General features: G+C 63.8%; 21 protein-coding genes. 8 read left to right on the forward strand and 13 right to left on the reverse strand.

Going from position 1 to position 21,551, the window contains the following annotated elements; genetic code table 11:
• Positions 1-116 precede the first annotated feature (116 nt).
• Together NKL04_RS15170 and NKL04_RS15175 are read left to right on the forward strand one after the other, a co-directional pair.
• The gene (locus tag NKL04_RS15170; RefSeq protein ID WP_023673564.1) at positions 117-374 is read left to right on the forward strand and encodes a hypothetical protein; all 258 of its coding nucleotides are present in this window, start codon (positions 117-119) and stop codon (positions 372-374) included.
• 106 nt (positions 375-480) lie between these two features.
• Positions 481-1,284, forward strand: coding sequence for a hypothetical protein (locus NKL04_RS15175; RefSeq protein ID WP_023692874.1), 804 nt, complete (start codon positions 481-483; stop codon positions 1,282-1,284).
• A 480-nt stretch (positions 1,285-1,764) separates the two neighbouring features.
• Here the strand turns inward: NKL04_RS15175 and NKL04_RS15180 are convergent, their stop codons facing one another.
• Positions 1,765-3,096: a dihydroorotase gene (locus NKL04_RS15180; RefSeq protein ID WP_023702696.1), complete on the reverse strand. Its 1,332-nt coding sequence runs from the start codon at positions 3,094-3,096 to the stop codon at positions 1,765-1,767.
• Between the two features lie 82 nt (positions 3,097-3,178).
• Between NKL04_RS15180 and ygfZ the strand changes: the two genes are divergently transcribed.
• The 3 genes from ygfZ to NKL04_RS15195 all read left to right on the forward strand — a co-directional run bounded on the left by ygfZ (position 3,179) and on the right by NKL04_RS15195 (position 6,877).
• Complete coding sequence (ygfZ, locus tag NKL04_RS15185) at positions 3,179-4,039, forward strand: CAF17-like 4Fe-4S cluster assembly/insertion protein YgfZ (protein WP_023687299.1); 861 nt, start codon at positions 3,179-3,181, stop codon at positions 4,037-4,039.
• Positions 4,039-4,677 (forward strand): HD domain-containing protein, encoded by a 639-nt coding sequence (locus NKL04_RS15190; RefSeq protein ID WP_023670260.1) that lies wholly within the window; start codon positions 4,039-4,041, stop codon positions 4,675-4,677. The genes ygfZ and NKL04_RS15190 overlap by 1 nt, the downstream gene beginning before the upstream one ends.
• Before the next feature lie 67 nt (positions 4,678-4,744).
• Positions 4,745-6,877: a putative bifunctional diguanylate cyclase/phosphodiesterase gene (locus tag NKL04_RS15195; RefSeq protein WP_023702695.1), complete on the forward strand. Its 2,133-nt coding sequence runs from the start codon at positions 4,745-4,747 to the stop codon at positions 6,875-6,877.
• Here NKL04_RS15195 and NKL04_RS15200 read toward each other — a convergent pair.
• Entirely contained in the window at positions 6,846-7,694 is an 849-nt protein-coding gene (locus tag NKL04_RS15200) for an AraC family transcriptional regulator (protein ID WP_031194164.1), read from the reverse strand. The two genes, NKL04_RS15195 and NKL04_RS15200, sit on opposite strands and share 32 nt — an antisense overlap.
• Before the next feature lie 91 nt (positions 7,695-7,785).
• Between NKL04_RS15200 and NKL04_RS15205 the strand changes: the two genes are divergently transcribed.
• Positions 7,786-8,952 (forward strand): amidohydrolase, encoded by a 1,167-nt coding sequence (locus tag NKL04_RS15205; protein WP_023702693.1) that lies wholly within the window; start codon positions 7,786-7,788, stop codon positions 8,950-8,952.
• A 12-nt stretch (positions 8,953-8,964) separates the two neighbouring features.
• Here NKL04_RS15205 and NKL04_RS15210 read toward each other — a convergent pair whose 3' ends face one another.
• Positions 8,965-9,882 (reverse strand): fatty acid desaturase family protein, encoded by a 918-nt coding sequence (locus NKL04_RS15210; protein WP_352723806.1) that lies wholly within the window; start codon positions 9,880-9,882, stop codon positions 8,965-8,967.
• Between the two features lie 87 nt (positions 9,883-9,969).
• Here NKL04_RS15210 and NKL04_RS15215 point away from each other — a divergent pair, with 87 nt between their 5' ends.
• Entirely contained in the window at positions 9,970-10,869 is a 900-nt protein-coding gene (locus NKL04_RS15215; RefSeq protein WP_023702691.1) for a LysR substrate-binding domain-containing protein, read from the forward strand.
• Between the two features lie 12 nt (positions 10,870-10,881).
• On the opposite strand, the gene NKL04_RS15220 is transcribed toward NKL04_RS15215, so the two are convergent.
• From NKL04_RS15220 to NKL04_RS15255, 8 genes are all read right to left on the reverse strand, one after another.
• The gene (locus NKL04_RS15220) at positions 10,882-11,154 is read right to left on the reverse strand and encodes a DUF3303 domain-containing protein (protein WP_023702690.1); all 273 of its coding nucleotides are present in this window, start codon (positions 11,152-11,154) and stop codon (positions 10,882-10,884) included.
• Positions 11,155-11,192: 38 nt separating this feature from the next.
• A complete protein-coding gene (locus tag NKL04_RS15225; RefSeq protein WP_023692866.1) occupies positions 11,193-12,656 on the reverse strand; it encodes a RimK family ATP-grasp domain-containing protein in 1,464 nt (487 codons plus the stop codon).
• A 5-nt stretch (positions 12,657-12,661) separates the two neighbouring features.
• Entirely contained in the window at positions 12,662-13,759 is a 1,098-nt protein-coding gene (locus NKL04_RS15230) for a peptidase C39 family protein (RefSeq protein ID WP_023692865.1), read from the reverse strand.
• Between the two features lie 206 nt (positions 13,760-13,965).
• Positions 13,966-14,757: an anti-sigma factor family protein gene (locus NKL04_RS15235; RefSeq protein ID WP_023702687.1), complete on the reverse strand. Its 792-nt coding sequence runs from the start codon at positions 14,755-14,757 to the stop codon at positions 13,966-13,968.
• Positions 14,754-15,272, reverse strand: a complete 519-nt coding sequence (locus NKL04_RS15240) for an RNA polymerase sigma factor (RefSeq protein WP_023702686.1) — start codon at positions 15,270-15,272, stop codon at positions 14,754-14,756. The genes NKL04_RS15235 and NKL04_RS15240 overlap by 4 nt, the downstream gene beginning before the upstream one ends.
• 162 nt (positions 15,273-15,434) lie before the next feature.
• Positions 15,435-15,851 (reverse strand): type II toxin-antitoxin system VapC family toxin, encoded by a 417-nt coding sequence (locus NKL04_RS15245; RefSeq protein WP_023692861.1) that lies wholly within the window; start codon positions 15,849-15,851, stop codon positions 15,435-15,437.
• A complete protein-coding gene (locus NKL04_RS15250) occupies positions 15,851-16,093 on the reverse strand; it encodes a type II toxin-antitoxin system VapB family antitoxin (RefSeq protein WP_023687289.1) in 243 nt (80 codons plus the stop codon). Before NKL04_RS15250 ends, NKL04_RS15245 begins: the two co-directional genes overlap by 1 nt.
• A 47-nt stretch (positions 16,094-16,140) precedes the next feature.
• Positions 16,141-18,939 (reverse strand): DUF2339 domain-containing protein, encoded by a 2,799-nt coding sequence (locus NKL04_RS15255; protein WP_023702685.1) that lies wholly within the window; start codon positions 18,937-18,939, stop codon positions 16,141-16,143.
• 247 nt (positions 18,940-19,186) lie between these two features.
• Between NKL04_RS15255 and NKL04_RS15260 the strand changes: the two genes are divergently transcribed.
• Entirely contained in the window at positions 19,187-19,651 is a 465-nt protein-coding gene (locus NKL04_RS15260; RefSeq protein WP_023687287.1) for an NUDIX hydrolase, read from the forward strand.
• A gap of 100 nt (positions 19,652-19,751) precedes the next feature.
• Here the strand turns inward: NKL04_RS15260 and recO are convergent, their stop codons facing one another.
• Together recO and NKL04_RS15270 are read right to left on the reverse strand one after the other, a co-directional pair.
• The gene (gene recO / locus NKL04_RS15265) at positions 19,752-20,543 is read right to left on the reverse strand and encodes a DNA repair protein RecO (RefSeq protein WP_023692858.1); all 792 of its coding nucleotides are present in this window, start codon (positions 20,541-20,543) and stop codon (positions 19,752-19,754) included.
• Positions 20,544-20,645: 102 nt separating this feature from the next.
• A complete protein-coding gene (locus NKL04_RS15270; RefSeq protein ID WP_023702684.1) occupies positions 20,646-21,539 on the reverse strand; it encodes an aminoglycoside phosphotransferase family protein in 894 nt (297 codons plus the stop codon).
• Positions 21,540-21,551: the final 12 nt, after the last annotated feature.

Here is a 21,551-nt window from a genome sequence, read left to right on the forward strand (position 1 = left end):
AAAGACGATCAAAAAAATGTCGTATTTACAGATACTTACTTAGCCTGCGTGAGATAGGGGCAGCCCAAGCCGGATCCGACCCGTCGGACCGCCGCTTGAAAAGGTGGACATCGCAAATGGAACATGGCGTCAACGACATCGACGCGCTGGTCAGGGAAGAAAAGCGCCTGACCGCGGTGGAAAGCCATAGCGAGGCCTGGGCGGAAGGTCTGTCGGCCGGCATAGAACCTGAAATCATCGCCGAGGCAGCGCTTGAAACCGCGTTCGGCGAGATGCTGCGAGCCAATGGCGAAACCTCGGCCCTTGCCCTGCTCGATCGCATGCGTGAAAAGGTGATCGCCGGCGCCTTCGAGCCGGAGCGGTTTCGGCACTAGGCGTCGCGCGTCTCAGAGGGTGCATCGCCAGCTTACCGGTTCTTTGACGACGGCGCGCCGTTTGGGCATCATGCCTGAACAGCCTAGGCCCAAGGAGAGGCAAGCGGTGAATTTTTCGATGTCAGGCCGGCCTCGCGGCGTGGTCCTCAGCATCTGGCTTGCTGCCTCTTGCGCCGCGGTTCCGCTGGCGCTTGTCCTGACCAGCAACCCTGCCTATGCGCTGAGCGAGATCAAGCGCGAGGAGCTTCCAGCTCCTGCCGGGCCACCAGCCAATGGTGAGACGGCGCCGTCTGAAAATTCAGTGCCAATGCCCGATCTGCCCGGCACGGCGCCACCGGCCGCCAGCCAGCCGAAATCGCCCACGGAGCCCGGACAAAGCCAACCGGAAGCCCCCGCCAACGATGGCGGCGTGGCCAACCCGCGTGCCGATCCAGAAGCGCCGGTGCCCGAAGTCGTCTATGACCTTTCCAAATTGCCCGAGCCCGTCAGGCGCATGCGCGATCTGATGGTCGAGGCCTGCGTCAGCGGCGACATCGAGAAGCTGCGGCCGCTGATCGGCAAGGGCGACACCATGACCCAATTGTCGCTGGGCGAAATCGAGGGCGACCCGATCGCCTTCCTGAAAGGGCTATCGGGCGACAAGGAAGGTCAGGAAATCCTCGCCATCCTGGAAGAGGTGCTCAATGCCGGCTATGTCCATGTAGACGTCGGCACACCGCAGGAACTCTATGTCTGGCCGTATTTCTTCGCCCTGCCGCTGGACAAGCTCAACGCCAGGCAGCGGGTCGAACTGTTCAAGATCGTCACCGCCGGCGACTATGACGACATGAAGCAGTTCGGAGCCTACATCTTCTACCGCGTCGGCATTACGCCCACCGGGCAGTGGACGTTTTTCGTCGCCGGGGATTGAACGGCCGGCGAATAGCTGTCTCTCCTGCGCGGTTGAGGCGCTTATTTACAACTGTATTCCCAAGTGAAAATTTGAGGATGCTCAGCGTCGGGATCCTCGTCTTGTTCAGGATCCCTGCTTACGGCTATACTCCCCAGGGCGCTGACGCCATTTTGGCAACTACCCTTGATCAATCTCGCCACCATTCCAAAAACTTGCAGATGCCGATCTCGGAACGACATCTCCGCCAGCGGCCCATCATAATTCCCCCCAATAAACGAGAATTAGAGTCTGTCTTGCCGGATGCTTTCCAGAGTAATTCCAGGAAAAGTGTGAAACGGCTTTCCGTCCGAATTGCGTCCAAACAAAGAGAGTGACGGATTTGGCAGAACAATGCACCGCTTTGGTTAGTAAATACGCCGCGGTATTGGCCTGTCCCGCCTGGCGGTCGAACGGGGATCCGTAGCCGAGGACACGTATGGTGGTTCGTTATCCGGCCGCCTAAGCCGGCAGCGCCTCGGAAAACTCCACCGGCCTGCCCTGTCCTGGCGTGACGATCTCGCCTTCCCACATCACGCGACGACCGCGCACGATGGTGCCGACCGGCCAGCCGGTGACTTCCTTGCCGTCATAGGGCGTCCAGCCGGCCTTGGAGCCGGCCTGCGCATTGGTGATGGTCTCGCGGCACTTCATGTCGACAACGGTGAAATCGGCGTCATAGCCTGCGGCGATACGGCCTTTCCGGGCCATGCCGAAGATGCGCTGCGGGCCGTGGCTGGAGAGGTCGACGAAGCGCTGCAGGGTCAGCAGGCCTGAATTGACGTGGTCGAGCATGATCGGCACCAGCGTCTGCACCCCGGTCATGCCAGACGGTGAGGCCGGATAGGGCTTTGCCTTTTCGGCCAGCGTGTGGGGGGCGTGGTCGGAGCCGAGCACATCGACAATGCCTTGCGCAATGCCGTGCCAGACGCCGTCGCGATGGCGGGCCGCGCGAACTGGCGGATTCATCTGGATCAGCGTGCCCAGCCGCGCATAGTCGTCGGCGGTGAGCGTCAAATGGTGCGGCGTCGCCTCGCAGGTGGCGACATCCTTGTGCTGTTCGAGGAACACGATCTCTTCGGCAGTGGAGATGTGCAGGACATGGATGCGGGCGCGGGTGCTGCGCGCGATGCGCACCAGCCGCTCGGTGCAGCGCAAGGCCGCGATCTCGTCGCGCCAGACGGGGTGTGAGGACGGGTCGCCCTCGACGCGCAAGCCGAGGCGCTCGCGCAGCCGGAACTCGTCCTCCGAGTGAAAGGCGGCGCGGCGGCGGGTGTTGCGCAGGATCGATGCGACACCCTCGTCGTCCTCGACTAGCAGGTCGCCGGTGGACGAGCCCATGAACACCTTTATCCCGGCAGCACCCGGCAGCCGCTCGAGCTCACCGACATCATTGGCATTCTCGCGTGTGCCGCCAACCCAGAAGGCGAAGTCGCAATGCATCCGGCTGGTGGCGCGGCGCACCTTGTCGGCAAGCGCCGCCTCGCTGGTGGTCAGCGGATTGGTGTTGGGCATTTCGAAGACGGCGGTGACCCCGCCCAGAACAGCGGCGCGCGATCCACTCTCGAGATCTTCCTTGTGCTCCAGCCCCGGCTCGCGAAAATGCACCTGGCTGTCAACGACGCCGGGCAGGACGTGCAGCCCGCGACAGTCGATCGCTTCGCCGGCCGAAGCTTGGCGAAGATCGCCCATTGCGACGATGCGACCACCCTTGACGCCGACATCGCGCGCGCCCTCGCCATCATGGTTGACCACCGTGCCGCCTGTCAGGATGAGGTCGTAGATGGTGGCCATAGGCGTTCGGTCTCTTGCGGGGGGAGTATCGTCGGCTTACGTAAAGGCCGACCGTTTTGCAAGATCAGGTTCTTTGCCGCCCATGCCTTTTGCCCTGCTCAAAGACCGCGCTCTCATTTCTGTGTCAGGCCCGGATGCCGAGCATTTTTTGCAGAACATCCTCACCACCGACCTCGACACGCTGGGCGCCGGTGCGGCAAAACCCGGTGCGCTGCTTTCGCCGCAAGGCAAGATCCTGTTTGATTTCCTGATCTCGCGTAGCGGCGAGGACGGATTCCGGCTGGATTGCCGTGCCGACGTCGCAGACGACTTCCTGCGCCGGCTGATGCTTTACAAGCTGCGCGCCAAGGCCGAGATCGCGAAGCAGGATCAAGTGCTTGTGACGGTTGCGTGGGGCGATGATTCAAGCGCCTCACCTTCTGATTCAACGACACTTGCCGATGCCCGCTTCCGCGATGTGGTTGTGAGCCGTTCCTATGGCGGCGCATCCGTAGGTGGCGATCCGGCTGCATGGCAGACGCTCCGCATCGCCAATGGCATTGCCGAAAGCGGTCCCGATTATCAGCTCGGCGATGCCTTCCCTCACGACGTGCTGCTCGACGAGACCGGCGGCGTCGGCTTCAAGAAAGGCTGCTATGTCGGCCAGGAAGTGGTCTCGCGCATGCAGCATCGCGGCACCGCCAGGCGGCGCGTGCTGATCGTTTCGGCCGACCATGCCTTGCCCGCGCCGGGCTCGGAGCTGACGGTTGCGGGGCGGCCGGTCGGCACGCTCGGTTCCAGCGCGGGCACGGCCGGACTCGCCATTGCCCGCATCGACCGGGTCAAGGCGGCGCTCGACGCTGGCCAGCCGGTACTGGCCGGTGATGTCACCGTCTCGCTCGCCATCCCGTCCTGGGCGAAGTTCAGCTTTCCCAGGGAAGCCATCGGCGCGGAGGACGCCTGATGGCTGCCGATCGCGTCGGAGCGCCACCGCGCGCGTGGCAGCGCATGCTGTCGGGGCGGCGGCTCGACCTGCTAGATCCCTCGCCGCTCGACATCGAAATCTCCGACATCGCCCACGGGCTTGCCCGCGTCGCCCGCTGGAACGGGCAGACCCGCGGCGATCACGCCTTTTCGGTCGCCCAGCATTCGCTGCTGGTCGAGGCGCTGTTCAGCGAGTTGCAGCCGGACGCCTCGGCCAATGCTCAGTTGGCAGCACTGCTGCATGACGCGCCGGAATATGTCATCGGCGACATGATCTCGCCGTTCAAATCGGTAATGGGCGGCTCCTACAAGGAGTGTGAGCTGCGTCTCCAGCGCGCCATCCATCAGCGCTTTTCGCTGCCGCCCGAACTCGGCGTCGGCTTGCGCAAGGAGATCAAGCGCGCCGACCAGATCGCCGCCTATTACGAGGCGACGCTGCTTGCCGGTTTCTCGACCGCGGAAGCAACCGAGTTCTTCGGCCGGCCGCGCGGGTTCAATGCCGACCGCTTCGACTTTAAGCCGCACTCGGTGACCTCGGCGCAAGCTGCCTTCCTCAAACGCTACGCAACGCTTGAAAAGCAACGCCAGGCAACGGTTGCCGTGCATTCGGCGCAGTGAACATACGCTAAATTAACCAGCGGTAACCACAGTACCGGGTTTCGATCACGGTCAGCAGGCACGCCTCATGTCCGTTGCGCACGTCAAGGGTGGTTCGCCCGTCCGCAGACGGGGAGCCGGAGGCGTCGCCGCGCCACGGCAGATCGCCGACGAACTGCGCCACCAGAACGAGCGCTTTTCGGCGGCCGTCGAGAATATGTCGCACGGGCTGTGCATGTTCGACGCCGACGAGCGGATGATCATCTGCAACGGCAACTATATCAGCATCTTCTCCCTCGACGCGAAGATCGTGCGGCCCGGCATCGCGTTCCTGGACATTCTAAAGCACAGCGTCGACATCGGTGTCGCCTCACAGAGCGCCGAAGACCTGTATGCCATCCGCAAGCCCTATATCGAGCGCGCGCAAGCCTCGACCTACGAGGAAATACTGTCGGACGGACGTATCGTTTCCATCACGCACCGGCCGCTGGCCTCAGGCGGCTGGGTGTCGATCTATGAGGACATTACGGAGCAAAGGCGGGCCGAGCAGGAACTGAAGGAGCAGCACCGCCGCTTCGATGCGGCGCTCGCCAACATGTCGCAAGGCCTGTTGATGTACGACGCCGAAGGCACGCTGATCGTGCGCAACCAGCGCTTCCTCGACCTCTACAAGGTCACGCCTGACGACTTCCCGCTCGGCATGAGCCAGCGCGCCCTGCTCGAACAGATGGTGCGACTGCGCATCTATCCGTCGATGGACATTGACGGCGAGATCGCCAACACCAGAGCCAGCCTGCAGGCCGGTGAGGAGCGTTCGACAGACCGCAGCCTTGCCGATGGCCGAACGCTGCTGGTTGCGCGCCGGCCGCTTGCCGGTGGCGGCTGGGTGGCGACCTTCGAAGACATCACCGAGCGCCGGCGCGCCGAAGAGCGCATGAGCCACCTTGCACATTACGACACGCTGACCGACCTGCCCAACCGCTCGATGTTTCGCGAACGGCTCGACCAGGCGATGGCCGGCGATACACCGCTGGCGATCTTCTCGCTCGACCTCGATCGTTTCAAGGCCGTCAACGACACCTGGGGACACCCTGCCGGCGACTGGCTGCTGAAATGCGTGGCTGAGCGGTTGCGGCACAGCCTGCGCAGCGACACCGATATGGTCGCCCGCCTCGGTGGCGACGAGTTCGCCATCCTGCAGTTCAATCCCAAAGGCTCCACCGATGCGGAACAACTGGCAAAACGCATCGTCGCTGTCGTCAGCCAGCCGTTTCGCGACAAGGGCCGCGAGATGCATGTCGGCATCAGCCTTGGCATCGCGCTGTATCCCGGTGACGGCAAGGACGCCGACACGCTTTTGAAGAACGCCGACATGGCGCTTTACAGCGGCAAGAGCGAAGGCCGCAACGTTTACCGCTTTTTCGAGCCCGGCATGGATGCCTTGGTGCGGGCGCGCCTGGCGCTCGAAACCGATCTCGAGACGGCACTGAAGCGGCGGGAGTTCGTGCTGGAGTTCCAGCCGATCACCAACGTCGCGTCGGGCAAGATCGTCGGCGCCGAAGCGTTGATGCGGTGGAATTCACCGACGCGCGGCCTGGTGGCGCCCGACGATTTCATCGCAGCCGCCGAAGACAGCGGGCTGATCGTTCCGCTGGGCGAATGGGCGCTGAAACAGGCCTGCAGCGTGGCCGCCGGCTGGCCGCCTGGAATGCGCATCGCCGTCAATGTCTCGGCAGTGCAGATCAGAAGCGCCGACTTTGCCCGCAGCGTGATTTCGGCGCTGGCCGTTTCCGGCGTGCCGGCCAGCCGGCTCGAACTGGAAATCACCGAGACCGTGCTGATGGATGAGAGCGAGACGGTGCTGAAGACGCTGAGGCAGCTGCGCGAACTCGGTATCCGCATCGCGCTCGACGATTTCGGCACCGGCTATTCGTCGCTCGGCTATCTCAGGCGTTTTCCCGTCGACAAGATCAAGATCGACCGCTCCTTCATCCACGATATCGACAACAAGGACACGGCGGCGATCGTGCGCACGATCATCGGGCTTGGTGCCGAACTTGGCATCACCGTCACCGCCGAAGGCGTCGAGACCGAAGCGCAGCTCGACGTATTGCGCAAGGCTGGCTGCGTCGAGGTGCAGGGCTTTCTGATCGGCATGCCGTCAAAGGCCGCCGACATGGCTCGACTTCTCAAGACGAGGGCAGCGTCCCGGCGCGCCTGAACATCCCCGGCGTCATTCCATGCGCGGCGCGGAAGGTGCGCGAGAGATGGCTTTGGTCGGAGAAGCCGGCCGCAAAGGCGGCACCGGCGAGATCTGAACCTTGCCGGATCAGCAGATCGGCACGGCGCAGCCTGCGGTCACGGATGAAGGCAGCAGGGGTGAGACCCAGCACTTTCCTGAAATCGCGGATAACTTGAAAGCGCGTCACGCCTGCGGCTTCAGCGAGCCGCTGCAAATCGAGGTCCGAGTTCAGATGGTCTTCGATGACCTGTTCATAGACCCGGAGCCGGCTTTTCGATCCGAAGCTTTCGACCGCCTCGCGCCGCCGGCCGCCCCAATCGCCATGGCGCAGGATGAGCTTGCGCAAGGCGATCAGCATGGATGTTTCGGCGCTCGTGGCATCACCCGATGTCGAAGCCAAGTGCGCGACGCCTACTGCCTGGACGAGATCGGCATCATCGACGATCGCTTGCGAAAACAACGGCGGGCGATCCTGCCCGAGTTCGTCCGCGATCGCACCCATGAGCGAGGCCGACGGATAGAAGGTGCGGTAAGCCCAACCCTGGTCGGCACCCGCCTCGCCGTCATGCCATATCTCCGGATTGACGAGCAGAACCGTGCCCGACCGCGCGAGGACAGTCTCGTTGCCGATGCGGACCCGCTCGCACCCTTGCGTGATCAGGGCGACGACATAGGTCGGGTGCGTGTGCAGTTGGTAGCGATGCCGCGTGAAGCGCGCCTTGAGCATGCCAAGATCGCGAAAGCGCGGATGACGCCAGAACTGCGTCGTCTCCTGAGGCTGTTGAATTCCAGACACGGTCAATCCTGTTCAAGACGCTGCCGGCCCAAAACCTTTACGTGCTGGCATCGACAAGGCCGAATTTAGGATAGCCGGCAAGGAGAGCGCAATGCTGCACAACGACCCCATCGCCGCCCTCACCCCGCAGGTGGTGGAATGGCGGCATCACATCCACGCCAACCCCGAACTCGGTTTCCAAGAGTATGAGACCGTGCGCTTCGTCGCCGACAAGCTGCGCACCTTCGGGCTCGACGAGGTTCATGAAGGCATAGGCGGCACCGGCGTGGTTGGCGTCCTCAGAGGACGGCCAGGCGTGCGCGCCATCGGGCTTCGGGCCGAACTCGATGCCTTGCCCGTGCTGGAGAAGACAGGATTGCCATATGCGTCGAAGAAAGACGGCGTGATGCATGCCTGCGGCCACGACGGGCACATCGCGATGCTGCTCGGCGCCGCCAAGCTGCTCGCCGACAACAGAGCCTTCGACGGCACCGTCTGTTTCATCTTCCAGCCGGCGGAAGAAAATGAAGGCGGCGCCATGCGGATGATCAAGGACGGACTGTTCGAGCGCTTCCCCGTGGAAGCGGTCTACGCCGTCCACAACTGGCCGGGGCTGCCGCTCGGAAAGATCGCGGCCCGTGCCGGGTCGATGATGGCGGCCGTCGACACTTTCGAACTGAACTTTGAGGGGACCGGCGCGCATGCCGCCATGCCGCAGCTAGGCGACGATCCCGTGCTCGCGGCCGGCGCCTTCGTTCAAGCCGTGCAGCGCATCGTCAGCCGTTCGGTCGACCCGCAAATGGCGCTGGTCGTTTCGATCACCCAGATCCATGGCGGCAATGTCGGCAACATCGTGCCGGGCAAGGTCTGGCTCCAGGGAACCTGCCGCTTCTTCGAGCCCGCTTTGTCGGACCATTGCGAAAGGCTGATCGGCGACATCGCGCAAGGCATTGCCTCGGCGCATGCCCTCACCGCCAAGCTCGCCTACAAGAAAGGCTATCCGCCGCTGGTCAACACGTCGGCTGCCACTGACCGGGCCGTCCAGGCGGCAACCGCGGTTGTCGGCCGCGAGCAGGTCGAGACCGCATTCAACCCGAGCCTCGGCTGCGAGGATTTTGCCTACATGGTCCGCGAAGCCGGCGGCTGCTATGCCTGGGTCGGAGCAGGAGCGGTCAGACCGGGCGAAGGGCTGCACGGCGATCGCTATGTCTTCAACGACGCCATCGTCCCCACCGTGCTCCGCTATTTCGTCACGCTCGTTGAGCAGACGCTACGCTGACGGCCGAGCGCCTCAGCGCAAGGTCTCGACGTATTTCTCGTGGAAGCTGACATAGCCGGGTTCGACGACTTTGAGATGGCGCTCGATCAGCTGGTGGAAGGCCGGCAGCTGATGGAAGGGCACGCCGGGATAGGCGTGGTGCTCGGCGTGATACGGCATGTTCCAGGCGACTTTGCGCACCAGCCAGTTGGTCAGCGTGGTGCGGGTGTTTTCCAGCATGTTGGCGACAAGCGGGCAGCGGCCATGCTCGGCCAGCAGATAGAGCCTGAGGAAGGGCTGGCCGAGCAGCGCCGGCACGATCCAGACATAGAGCAGTACACTTGCCTCGAACCACAGGGCTAGCGCGGCGACCACGACATAGAAAGCGATCATGGCGCGGGCTTCAGTGCGCACCTTGGGCAGGCCTTTCGGCGGCACGTAGCTGTCGTGGCAGCCGCCAATCGCGTTGGTGTAGAGTGTCTGCAAATGCCCCCACCACACCGGCAGGCCCGAGACGTGGACGATGTATTGCCGCATCGTCTCCGGTTTCGGGAAGGCGAGTTCCGGATCGGTCTCGGGATCCTGGGTGAAACGGTGATGGGCGAAGTGGAAATAGCGAAACCAGTCGGCGGGCAGCGCGATCGCCAGGCTGCAGACCCTTGCGGCGGCATCGTTGAGCCACTGCGTCTCGAACGCCGTCCTGTGCACCGTCTCATGCAGCAGCGTGAACAGGAAGACGATAAGAATGCCTTGCGGCAACATCAACAGCGGCCAGTACGACACCTTGGCCGCAATCAGCCCGCCGATAGCCACAATCGCGCCGAGATGGAAGGCGAGTTGGACCAGACCCGGCCCGTCCGACTTGCCGGTCAGGCGGCTGCGCTGCTCATTGGTCAGGAACGCGATGACGTCGCGATGGTCTCTGGGTTCAAACTGGGCCGATACGGTCATGGCGCCAAGCTACTCGAATAAGAAAGCTTTCGAAAGACGAGGATTTCTGCGACACAGATAAGCTGACCTTACCTATCGGATCACCCAATGACCGCGCTTCCTTCCCTGAGAGGACTTCAAGCCTTCGAGGCGGCGGCGCGCTCGGGGAGTTTCGCCGCAGCGGCGGATGAGCTCTCGATCTCGGCGGCTGCGGTCAGCCAGCTCATTCGCACCGTCGAGGAGCAGATGGGTCGAAAACTGTTCCATCGCGTCAACCGCCGCGTGGTGCTGACGGAAGCCGGCGTCGAGATGCTGCCCCGGCTGACCCTGGCTTTTCGGGAGATCGGCAGCATCGCGCGTGGCAGCGATGCCTTCCGCCCGCGGCTTGTCGTATCGGTGCCGCCGTCCATGGCGATGGGCTGGCTTTCCGAACGCCTCGCCGGCTTTGTCGCCAGCCACGGCACCGTCGACATATCCCTGCGCGGCGATGACGATCCGGTGCCGTTCGACCGCGAACTGATCGACATCCGGCTGTCCTTCGGCCCGCACTATCGTGAACACCCGAGCGAGGAGATCGTCAGGGACGCCGTCTACCCCGTCTGCGCGCCAGAACTCACCGCCAAAACCGACAGCCTCGCCGGCCTGCCACTGATTCACACCGACTGGGGACCGACCGGCGCGTCGTTTCCGTCTTGGCGCACCTGGTTCGAGGCGGCGGGCATAGAGCCCGGCCGCGCAGTGCAGCGCGGACTGTCGGCGAACTCGTCGCGGGCAGCGCTCGACCTAGCCATTTCAGGGCTGGGCGTTGCGCTGGCGCAAGGAATCTATTGCGCCGGGGCGCTGGAAGACGGCCGGCTGGTTAGGCCGAACGCCCTGTCGATCGCGCTGCGCCAATCCTACTGCCTGACGATCCCGGACCGCAGCGCACAGCGCGACATGGTGGCGGCGTTTCGCGCCTGGTTGATCGAGAAATGCCGGCAGTCGGTGGGGTCGCCGGTGCTCCTATGATGGTCAGCAGCGTCAGAGATGCGCAGCCAGCGCCACTGTCATGTCCTTGTTCGTCGCCACGGGAATGATCTCGAACTCCACCAGGTCAGACCATTCGATGACCCAGCGCTGCAGCAGCGTGGCGTCATCGGCCTCGACCAGCAGGAAGCAGCGGCTCATATCAGCCGCGATCCAGGAGTGATGCACGACAAGCGCGTCCGGCTTCAATCTGCCGCGCTCGCCGAAACGACGGTAGATCTCCTTGCGGTCGCAGCCGGTGAAATCCTCGATGACGATGAACTGCATTTTTCCCCCTCGGTTGAATTGCCGCCCGGGACGGCAAACTAACGCCCGGGACGGTCCAGCCGCTCCAGGAACCATTGCGTCAGCCGCACCCAGACTTCGTCCTTTTCGCCGGAATCCTCCCAGCCATGGTCGAGGTTCGGGTTGTCGTTGACCTCGATGACGAAGACGCCATCCTTGGTTTCCTTGAGATCGACGCCGTAAAGCCCGTCGCCGATGCAGCGCGCCGCCTTCACCGCGGTGTCGACGACATGCGGCGGCGTCTCTTTCAGCGTGAAGGTCTTGATGCCGCCCTGGTCGGGCTTGCCGCTGGCCTTGTGGTTGACGATCTGCCAGTGTTTTTTCGCCATCAGATAATGCACGGCAAACAGCGGCTGCCCGCCGAGCACGCCGACGCGCCAGTCATATTCGGTCGGGATGAATTTCTGCGCGATCAGGAGATCGGAATCCTCCAGCCACTCGGTGGCGAGCGTCTTCAGTTCTTCGAAGTTGCCGCATTTCTTGACGCCGCGCGAGAACGATGAATCCGGGATCTTCAGCACCAGCGGAAAGCCCAGCGTCTGCGCCGCCAGTTCGAGGTCCGAGGTGCCGGCTATCATCACCGTCGGCGGCACCGGCACCTTGTTGTAGGCCATCAGTTCGTTGAGATAGACCTTGTTGGTGCAGCGGATCATCGACAGCGGGTCGTCTATCACCGGCATGCCTTCCTGCTGGGCGCGGCGCGCGAAGCGGTAGGTGTGGTTTGAGATCGAGGTGGTCTCGCGGATGAACAGCGCGTCGTAATTGGCGAGCTTGGCCAGGTCCTTCCTGGTGATCGGCTCGATTTCGACGCCCATCTTTTCGGCGATCTTGGCCCAGTAACGCAGCGAGGAAATCTCCGACGGCGGCAGTTCCTCATGCGGATCGACCAGCGTGGCGAAGGTGTAGCGTGCCGGCGTGCGGCCCTTGGTGTCGCGCCACTCGCGGTTGGTGTACGTCTCGAGCGCCTGCACGAAGAGGGCTTCTTCCTCCTCGGCCATCCTGGCCAGCGGCAGGAAGCCGATCTTGCGGATCGAAGCCCATTCGGCGCTGTCCTTGATGTGAACCTCAAGCGCCGGAGCGCGGAACCAGTCGAACAACAGCTTGGCGAAGCGGTCCCAGACCTTCGACGGTCCGATGCCGAAGAAGATGCAGATTTTTTGCGGGAATACGCCACCGAGATCCTTGCGACATTTGTTGAGCGCCAGCTCCAGTTCCGGCAGCGCGTGCTCGTAGAGCTTGCGCTCGGACAGGTCGATCATCGTCTCGACCGTCGGGATGACCTTGTGGCCGCGCGAACCGGCGAGCAGAGAGGCATAATAGCCGCGGCTCTGGTAGGCGTAATTGTTCGACAAGTTGATGACCTTCGGCTGCTGGCCGCGAAACAGCGCCGGATGCGCAAGATAGTCACGGTTGGTGATGATCTTGTGCGGCGTCGCCGCCGGGTCGAGATCGTTCTGACGGCCGGTGAGGATGACCCAGGTCATTGTTATCAGCGTTTCCCAAGAGTGATGGCAGCACGCAGTCCGTCGCGGCCGAATTGCGCCATGTTCATGAAGATGCCGTGCGGCACGGGAATGTTGGCGGCATCGAGGATGGTCTCCTGTCTTTCGTCCTCGACCCAGGGATCGTGGATCAGGATGTGGTCGCCATCGTCGCCGATAGCCAGCACCCAATGCGGCACCTTCTTGCCGAACATCAGGAAGCCGCTGATCAGCACCAGCACCAGTTTTCCCTGAGCCAGGGCGCCGCGGATATCATCGATGGTGAACGGACGGTAATTCACCGGGATGCCGTAAAGTTCCGCGCGGCGGCGAAAGTCCACCTGGGCAAGTTCCATCACCCGGCGCTTGTCGTCGCTGCGCACCGATTGCAAGAACAGCGCGCCATAGAAGGACACGAAGATTTCCGCCGCAAGCCCGCTTTCGTAGCCGGAAACCGCAAGGCCGAAGGGCTCGCAGCCGCCCGGGCCGGACATCATGAACACGGTCGTTGCCTCGCGCCATAGGCGGATTTCCATGACCGGATCGGGCACGAAGCCGGAATCGAAATTGGCCATCGCCATCATCAGGCAGCATGGACCGCAGGTGAACTCGCAGGTCTGCTGGTAGAACGGGACTTTGGTGGCGACCGGAATATCGCCGCGCAAGGTCTTTTCGTAGCGCAGCGCGGTGGCGCCATCCTCGTAATAGTGAGGCTCGCGACCGATCTTGCGGTAGCCGCTCTGCTCATAGATGCCAATGGCGCGAAGATTGTCCTCGCGCACTTCGAGACGCAACATCATGCGGTCGTGCTCGAAGGCAGCTTCTTCGGCCGCTGCAAGCAGCATGCGGCCAATGCCGCGGCCGCTGAAAAACGGGCTGGTGGCAAGCGAATAGAGCCGGGCGACGCCGCTGCCCTTGCGAAACAGCACGATGGCGTAGCCGGCGACACGACCATCGCTTTCGGCGACCAGCATCTCGGCTGTCTCGCGTTCGATCAACAAGCGGAAGGAGCGCCGGGAAATGCGGTCACTGGAAAAGACCGCCTTCTCGATGGCGGCGAGGTCATCGACGTCGGACGCGCGGGCCTTGCGAATCTCGGCAGGCATGCGGGTTTGGAAAACCTCGATTGGGTGGAGGAAAAGACCGCAGTCAAAAACGTCGCAAACATCAGCCGAAACGCCGATATCAGCCAAGCGCTATCGCACCTTGAATAGGGCCGAATTGTGACAGTTCCACCGCGAGTGGCGGGCGGTGACGGCGGCACCGCCAGGTGCGGCGCCGCCTCGGCGCATGACGCCAAAACGGAATGTGCTCAACTGGCGATACCGGCCAGAAGCTGACCGTAGGCGCGCTTGGCGACCGCGGCCAGTTGCTCTCGCGGCAGGGAGCCGACGACGGCGCAGGCATAGCCCTTGTCCAGCCAGTAGACCGCCTCGGGGCCGTCGGCCTCGGCCATGTAGGTGCCCTTGGACTTGGCTGAGGAATCAGCGGTAACGAACAAGGAGATGCGCTGACCCTTGGCGTCCTCGTAAAGCAGCATCGCTGCCTTGCCCTGGCCGGCGGGCAGCAGCCGGCCGCCAACCAGCTGGAAGCCATCCGCAACCAGATCCGGCGCCACCAGTTTCAGGCCGACGCGGTTGGACAGCCAGGTCTGCAGGTGATCCTTGTCGCTTGCCGGCACTTCCACCGCATGGCGCTGTTCGGCGGCATAGATGACATGGGCGGCGATAGCCTCTTCGGCCAGTTGGTCATCGGCGCCATCTTCCCTGCCGATGCCGTCGATGCCGGCAAAATAGCCGCCAAGACCGCCGATGACGAGCACTGCGGCCGCCGCGGCCGCAAGCCACCAGCGCGACTGCCGCGCCGCCGCCTTGGTCGCGCCTTCACCGCTAACGATCTGCTTGAACAGCACCGGCACGGGCTCGTCGAGCACACCGGCAAAGGCGGCGCGCAACGCGGTGCGGTCGGCGGTGTAGCGGGCGCTTTTGGCCTTCATTTCGGGATTGGCGTCGATCCAGGCGTCGTAGGCGGCGCGCTCGTCGCCCGGCAGCTCGCCGTCGAGAGCCATGTGGATATCACGTTCGGAAAAATCGCGGCGGGTCATTTCTCGACGATCCTTATCGAGCGGCGGCGCGCCGTGTCATCGAGCAGGCTGCGCAGCTCCTCGCGTCCGCGCGCTATGCGCGACATCAGCGTGCCGGCGGGCACGCCGAGAATGTTGGCGGCTTCGGCATAGGAAAACCCTTCGATGGCGACCATGACGAGGGCGGCGCGGCGGTCGGGGCTGATCGCCTGCAATGCGTCGATGATCTCGCGCGACGCGGCGTTCTCCGCCTGCTCGGCGGGGACTGCCTGCGCCTCGTTTGCGTCAAGCGGTAGGATCGTCGCCTCACCGCGCCGGTTCACCTTGCGCATCTGATCGATGAACAAATGATGCATGATCGTAAACAGCCACCTCCGGGGGCTTTCTCCCGTCTGCCAGCTTTCAAGCCGCAAGAGCGCTCGTTCGAGGCAATCCTGGACGAGATCGTCAGCGGATTCGCGGTCGCGCAGAAGCGAGCGTGCGTAGCGGCGCAGGCGCGGTATTTCGCCAAGGATTGCTGCCTTCTTTTCGTCCATGACCGCTGGTTCTGAGGTCGCCCTTGTTTAACCCGATTGAACGCGCCTTCCCGGCGCGGCGCAAGCGGCCAGCGCGAAGCGGTCTGCCGCCCCGGTCACCCAAGCAGTGAGATAACGAGTTGATCGGCTAAATTATTCCCCGCAATCAACAAAAGGGCCGAATTATCCTAAATCGGTCAGTGCGAAATCATGGCCTTTGTACAGCAGTGGAAGATCGCGGCTTTTCGCGCAGGCGTAAGCAAAACAGTCCCCGAGATTCAGATCCGCCTTGTGGCCAACGGCTTTGCCGTAACGGGCGCTCGCGTCAATGGCCCGAGAGCCGATGTTGTCGTCAATGGCCAGACTCTCTCCCATGATCTCAACAATGAACTCATCGATCAGATCGCGGGCATGGAGAAGGGCTTCAGCGCTGGGTCTGCGCGGGCCGGCGCCGGCCCTTGCCAATGCCTGTGTTGCTTCGAAGTGAACCAACGGAGAAACCCAGACCTGCCCGGAAAAACCGGATAGCTGCTTCAGCAATTCCTCCCACCCAGGTTCCTGGTTGAGAATGGCGACGATCACCGACGCGTCGACAAACATCAGTCTTCCCACAGCTCGTCGGTGAACTTCTTCATATCGAAGTCGGGATTGGGCAGGCCAAGCTTCCTGGCCCTGTCCTGAAGACTGGCGATCCGATCGCGCAGCGGCACCTTCGCTCGATTGCGCTCAAGTTCGTGCACGAGCGCGACCCTCACCGCCTCCGTTTTGCTCGGAGCGTTCGTCTCGCGTTGCAATCTGCTGGCCAGCGCATCCACTTCGTCGTCGCGGATATAGAGCGGCATTGAATATCCTCCGTTGGATATTCATTTATTCCACCTCGTATATCACTTCAAGTTGCAGCGTTGGCCTCCCTCGCCGCCCGCGTCAGCAGCCGCTGGTAGAACAGGCCGATGCCGATCAGCACGGCGCCAAGACCGATGAACGACAGCGCCCTGAGCACGCCTTCCAGTTCCGACATGTCGAACAGGAAGACTTTTACCACGGCAATCGCGATCAGCGCCGCCGAGGCAATGCGCAGCACCTGCGACTTCAGCCAGACGCCGGCGGTCAGCAGCACGACGCCGATGATCAGCCAGAGCGCCGAATAGGTGTAGGTCTCGAGCTGGCCGAGGCCGCTCCACAGGCCGATGAACTCGCCCTTGAACACGCGCCTGACCGACAGTGTGGCGTAGGCGAAGACAAGCAATGCCGCCACCACCGCCAGCATCTGCGCATACCATGGCGGCCGCTTGTCCCTGGCATAGAGCGCCAGCCCGCCGGCAGCGATGGCCGGCAGGAGATAAGCCAGGAACAAGAGGTTGAACACCGGGATCTGGCCGGTCGATTCGTCGGTGAACAGCGGATTGAGCACCAGGAAATGCTGGAGGACGATGAAGGCGACCGAGAGCACGCCGGCAGCCATCGAGCCATAGCGCAGCACAGAGCTTGGCGAGCGCATGTCGATGGCCACCAGTATCGCGCCGGCGCCGATGGCGATCAGCGTATAGATCGCCTGTTCGGCGAGCGTCACCGGGCCGGTGTCGATGACGCCGCCATGCATGGCGTGGCGCACCAGCATGGCGACGGTGAGCAGCGCAAACAGGGCTGCACCCGCCTCCATCGCAAGGCGCGGCCGGCCATTGCCAGTTGTTGGTAGTGCGGGGGTGGTACGCGCGAGTTGCCAGGCGGCAAAGCCGAAGGCCAGCGCCGGTACGCCGTATCCCGGCAGCAGCCAGTTGAACACCGGCGTCGTCGTCAGGAACTCGGCGCCGACGATGGTCGGATCGAAGGCGACGCGGCCGAGCACGGCGACGACCGCGCCGACCGAAATCCAGCCGAGCACGGGATAAGAACGCCAACGCGTCGCCAGCGCCGGCACGATGGCGGCAACGCCGGCAAGCAACGTGGTCCAGCCGGAACCGAAGGCCATGTGCAGCATCAGGAGCCCGGCCAGAGCCGAGCCGCAAAGCGCGAAGGAGACGGCGACGTCGCCCTTGAGCGGCGGCTGTTCGGCGCGCGCAATCCATTCGCCGCCGGCGGCGAAGACGACGACCAGAAGGGCAGCTATCGCCGCGTAGACAAGGTCGCGGTCGAGATTGCCGTAGGCAAGCCACAGCGTCAGCAGAATAAGCAGCGGCGCAGCGACGCCCCATGCCGCCCAGCATGCCGCGCGGACCCGTGCTGAGGCGGCGAAGCGGCGTGCGGCCCAGAAGCCGGCGCCGATGAAGACCAGGCCGAGGCCAATGCCGATGCGCAGCGTCAACGGATTTCCGGCCGCCACCGGCATGCCGTCAAAGCCGATATTCCCCTGGGTTATGTCGGAGCCGATGGTGGTGGGCGGAATGATGCCGAGATGGATCATCACGCTCACCACGCCGGCGGCATGCAGCAGCGGCAGCGCGCGCGGCCGGTAGAGTGCGGTGGCGACAAGGGCGACGAGGACGAAGGCGCCCGGCAAGGCGCCACCGGCGGCGACCAGCGTCGTGTCGACGGACAGGCCTAGCGCTGAAAACGCAACGAAAACGCCAGGCATGATCGAGGGCCAGTCGAAGCCCGCCTTTGCAGGTTCCGCTTCGCCGCCACGACTGCCCAGGCAAACAAAGGCAAGCACCGCCAGCGTCACCGCGTCGATGAACAGGACGACGGCAAGGTCGGCGAACCGGATGACGGCAAGGTCGGCGACGAGCGTACTCATCATGTAGGCGATGGTCCAGGCGCCGGTGCCGAAGAAGGCGGCCGCAATCAGGAATTTCCAGTCGCGAATGCGGGCGATCACGGCTGTGGCGGCAAGCACGATCGCCAGGTAGACGAACAGCGCCCATGGGTTGGGCGCCTGCGAGGACACAAGCGCCGGCGTCGCCATCGAGCCGACAAGGCCGATGCCGGCCAGGGCCTGACCGTGGACGAGAGCGGCGACAATGGTCGCTACGCCGATGGCGCCGAGCACGGCGAAAGCGAAGGCCGGGCCGACGAAACCGTAAATGGCGTGCGCGGCATAGACCGTACCGAACAGAATGAAGGCGCCGGCAGCCGTCAGGATCGCCGGAATATAGGCGCCTGCAGCCCCTTGCACCGGCACCTTGAAGCCGGTGCGGCGGATGAACTCGCCGCCGCCGATCAGCACCAGGCCGAGCAGCGCCGCCAGGGACAGCCGCACTTCGGGGCCGAAAATGCCGGCCTCGATGGTGTAGCGGATCAGGAACAGGCCGCCCAGGGCCAGCGCGACGCCGCCGACCCAGACCGCCCATCGTGTGCCGAGCGCGGTTTCGACCTCGGACTGGCGGGCTGCCTTCGCCGTGGCGGCAGGCGCGGATCCGGTGAATGCCGCCTTGGCCGCGGCTGACAGTTCTGGCACGGCCTCGCTGGTGGCCGCATCGGCTTCGGCGGCCGGTGCCTGGGCATGTGCCGCGTCGGCTGTTGTTGGCGAAGCTATGTCGGCAACTGGTGCGGTGGCCTGAGCGGCATCCGCCGGTGCGCTTGCAACCTGCTCGACCGGTTTGGCAACGGGCGGTGTCGCATGCACGCCGGACAGAACCAGGCTGCGCAGCGCTCCGAGCTCGCGCTCGATCAGACTGACGCGGCCCTGCTGGCGCAAGACGAGGACAAAAAGCACGATAACGACGACGGCGCCAATCAGGCTTTCAAACATGGCGGTTCCCCCAAACCAGGCCAGTTTTCACTGACAATTGCGGCGGCCACACGGCCACCCCAGACGGCTATTCAAGTCACGCCACCGCAATGGTGGCCGAAAAGAAGTTATCGAGCATGTTTCGTCGGCAAATTCCAGCGGCCTACGGTCTTTATCCTCACCCATCATCTGAGATAGCCAGGAATGGCATGCCGCCGCCACTTGCCCAGGAGCCATGCTATCCTCGGATGAACTGTGGGGAAATCGAATGCCGAAACGAAGTGCAGGGCTGCTGATCCACCGGACAAGGGCCGGCATTCTCGAATTTCTGCTCGTCCATCCCGGCGGCCCATTCTGGGCAAGGAAGGATGAAGGCGCTTGGTCGATCCCCAAGGGCCTCGTCGAGGACAATGAAGATGAGTTGGCCGCCGCCCGGCGCGAGGCTGGGGAAGAACTCGGAGTCAGCATCGAGGGTGATTTCGAGCCTGTCGGCAGCTATCGGCAAGCCGGCGGCAAGATCGTCATCGCCTGGAGTGTCGAAGCCGATTTCGATCCCGATGCCGTTAAAAGCAACATGTTCACGATGGAATGGCCGCCCAGGTCAGGCGTGACGAGGGAATTTCCCGAAATCGACAGGGCCGGCTGGTTTTCCTTCGCGGAGGCCAGCCTCAAGATCCTCGGCGGTCAGCGCGCCATCCTCGATGATTTCATGGAGCATCGCAAGGCCGGCTGAGGCTCTTGCCCTACGAGTACCCCCACCCTAACCCTCCCCACAAGGGGGAGGGAATGCTGCCGCATGCAGCTTTTGCTGTGAACCTGGACGGTTGCGGAGGTCAGCACCCACCGAGTCTCCCTCCCCTTTCTGGCGCAGCGTCTGCCGTAGTGGCGGCATTGCCGCCCGAATGATGCTTGCGCAAGGCGGCGAGGAAGCCGGCACGGGCATCGGGCTGTTCAATGCCGCGCGGCTCGTAGACATGGCGGGTGAAAAAGAAACCGGTCAGATGGAAGGCGTCCTCGAGTGCCGCGTGGTCCGCCCGCAAGCCGGAGCCGCGCTGCAGGAAGGCCGGCAGCGCCAGCATCTTGTCGCGCCACGGCGCACCGGCGGCTCGCGACACCGCACGGCCGGATTTCGGCGAGACATAGGCCAGATCCTGCCTGGCGCCGGTCGCCGCGCACTGGCTGAGATCGAGGCCGAAGCCGAGTTCGTCGAGGATGAGCAGTTCGAAGCGCGCCACCAGTTCCCCGGCGGCATCCGAATCGTCCAGATGGGCGATCATCACGGCAAGCGTCTCATACAGGCCGCCATGGGCGTCGCGCTCCGGCAGGAGCCTGAGATGCGCGGCCATGGTCTGCAGGCCGTAGACGGCGACTGCGCTGTCCATCAACCGGGCGGCATTCATCTCGATCGCCTCGGCCTGGAAGGTGCCGAGATGCTCGTCGAGGCGTGCCCGCCACAAAAGGTCGACGCGGTTGCCGGGCTGCAGCACCGGCTGCTGCTTGCGCGAGCGCCCGCCGCGCACCAGGCCGAGATGGCGGCCATGCGCACGCGTCATTACCTCGAGAATGGCGCTGGTTTCGCCATGCTTGCGGGTGCCGAGTATGATTCCCTCGTCGCGCCATTCCATGGCAGGAGCTTGTCACCGGTTGCATGGCGAAATCAAGATTTTGGCGCACCGCGTGCGATCTGTGCTGACATTGGATCTCCGCACATCGTCGAAAGGCTCCGATCACGCGAATTTCCGGTGATCGGCCAGGACGTCGTCGATGACGCGGCGCGATCGCTCGGCTTCGGCCTGGTTGGCGTCGTGTCCGGCAACGGTGATCAGCGCCTTCCACAGCGTCCAGCCGCGGCCGCGCGCCCAGGTCGCTTCATCGACGTCGATGGCGGCACGGAACGCCTCCCGGCTCTCGCCCTGGAAGAACGTCCAGGCGATCGCCAGGTCGCAAGAGGGATCGCCGATCCCGGAGGTGCCGAAGTCGATGACGGCGCTCAAACGGCCGTTTTGGACCAGAAGGTTGCCCCAGGCGACGTCGCCGTGAAACCAGACGGGCGACCCTTGCCAGGTGGCGGCAAGGGCCGCATCCCAGACAGCGGTGGCCGCCTGGGTGTCGATCTGCCCCTCCAGCGCCTGGAGTGCTTCCCTTGTCTGGTTGTCATACACGCTCGGCGATCCGCCGCGGAAGAAATTGTGCTGGCCCGCGGGCGGCCCGCCCGCCGGATCGATCCGCCGGAGCGCAATGAGGAACTTGGCCAGATCGACCGCGAACTGTCGGCGATCGGCGATTTCGGCGGTCTTGGCTGTTTCGCCGTCGATCCAGCGGTAGACGGACCATTGCCAGGGGTAGTCCTCCCCAGGCTCGCCCATCGCCAGTGGAACCGGGATCGGCAGCGGCAGAAGCGGCGCCAGCCTGGGCAGCCAGCGGTGCTCTTTTTCGACCTGCAAGGCATATGGTGCGGCACTCGGCAGCCGCACAGTCATATCATTGCCGAGGTGGAAGGTTCGGTTGTCCCAGCCGCCAAACGCCACCGGCCTCACCGGCAGATGCCGCCATTGCGGAAATTGCGCGGCGATCAACCGGCGCACGAGATCGGTATCGATGGTCGGTTTTGGATCAGGCATGTCATCGTCTCA

Source organism: Mesorhizobium sp. C264A, assembly GCF_040324515.1.
Lineage (GTDB): Bacteria > Pseudomonadota > Alphaproteobacteria > Rhizobiales > Rhizobiaceae > Mesorhizobium.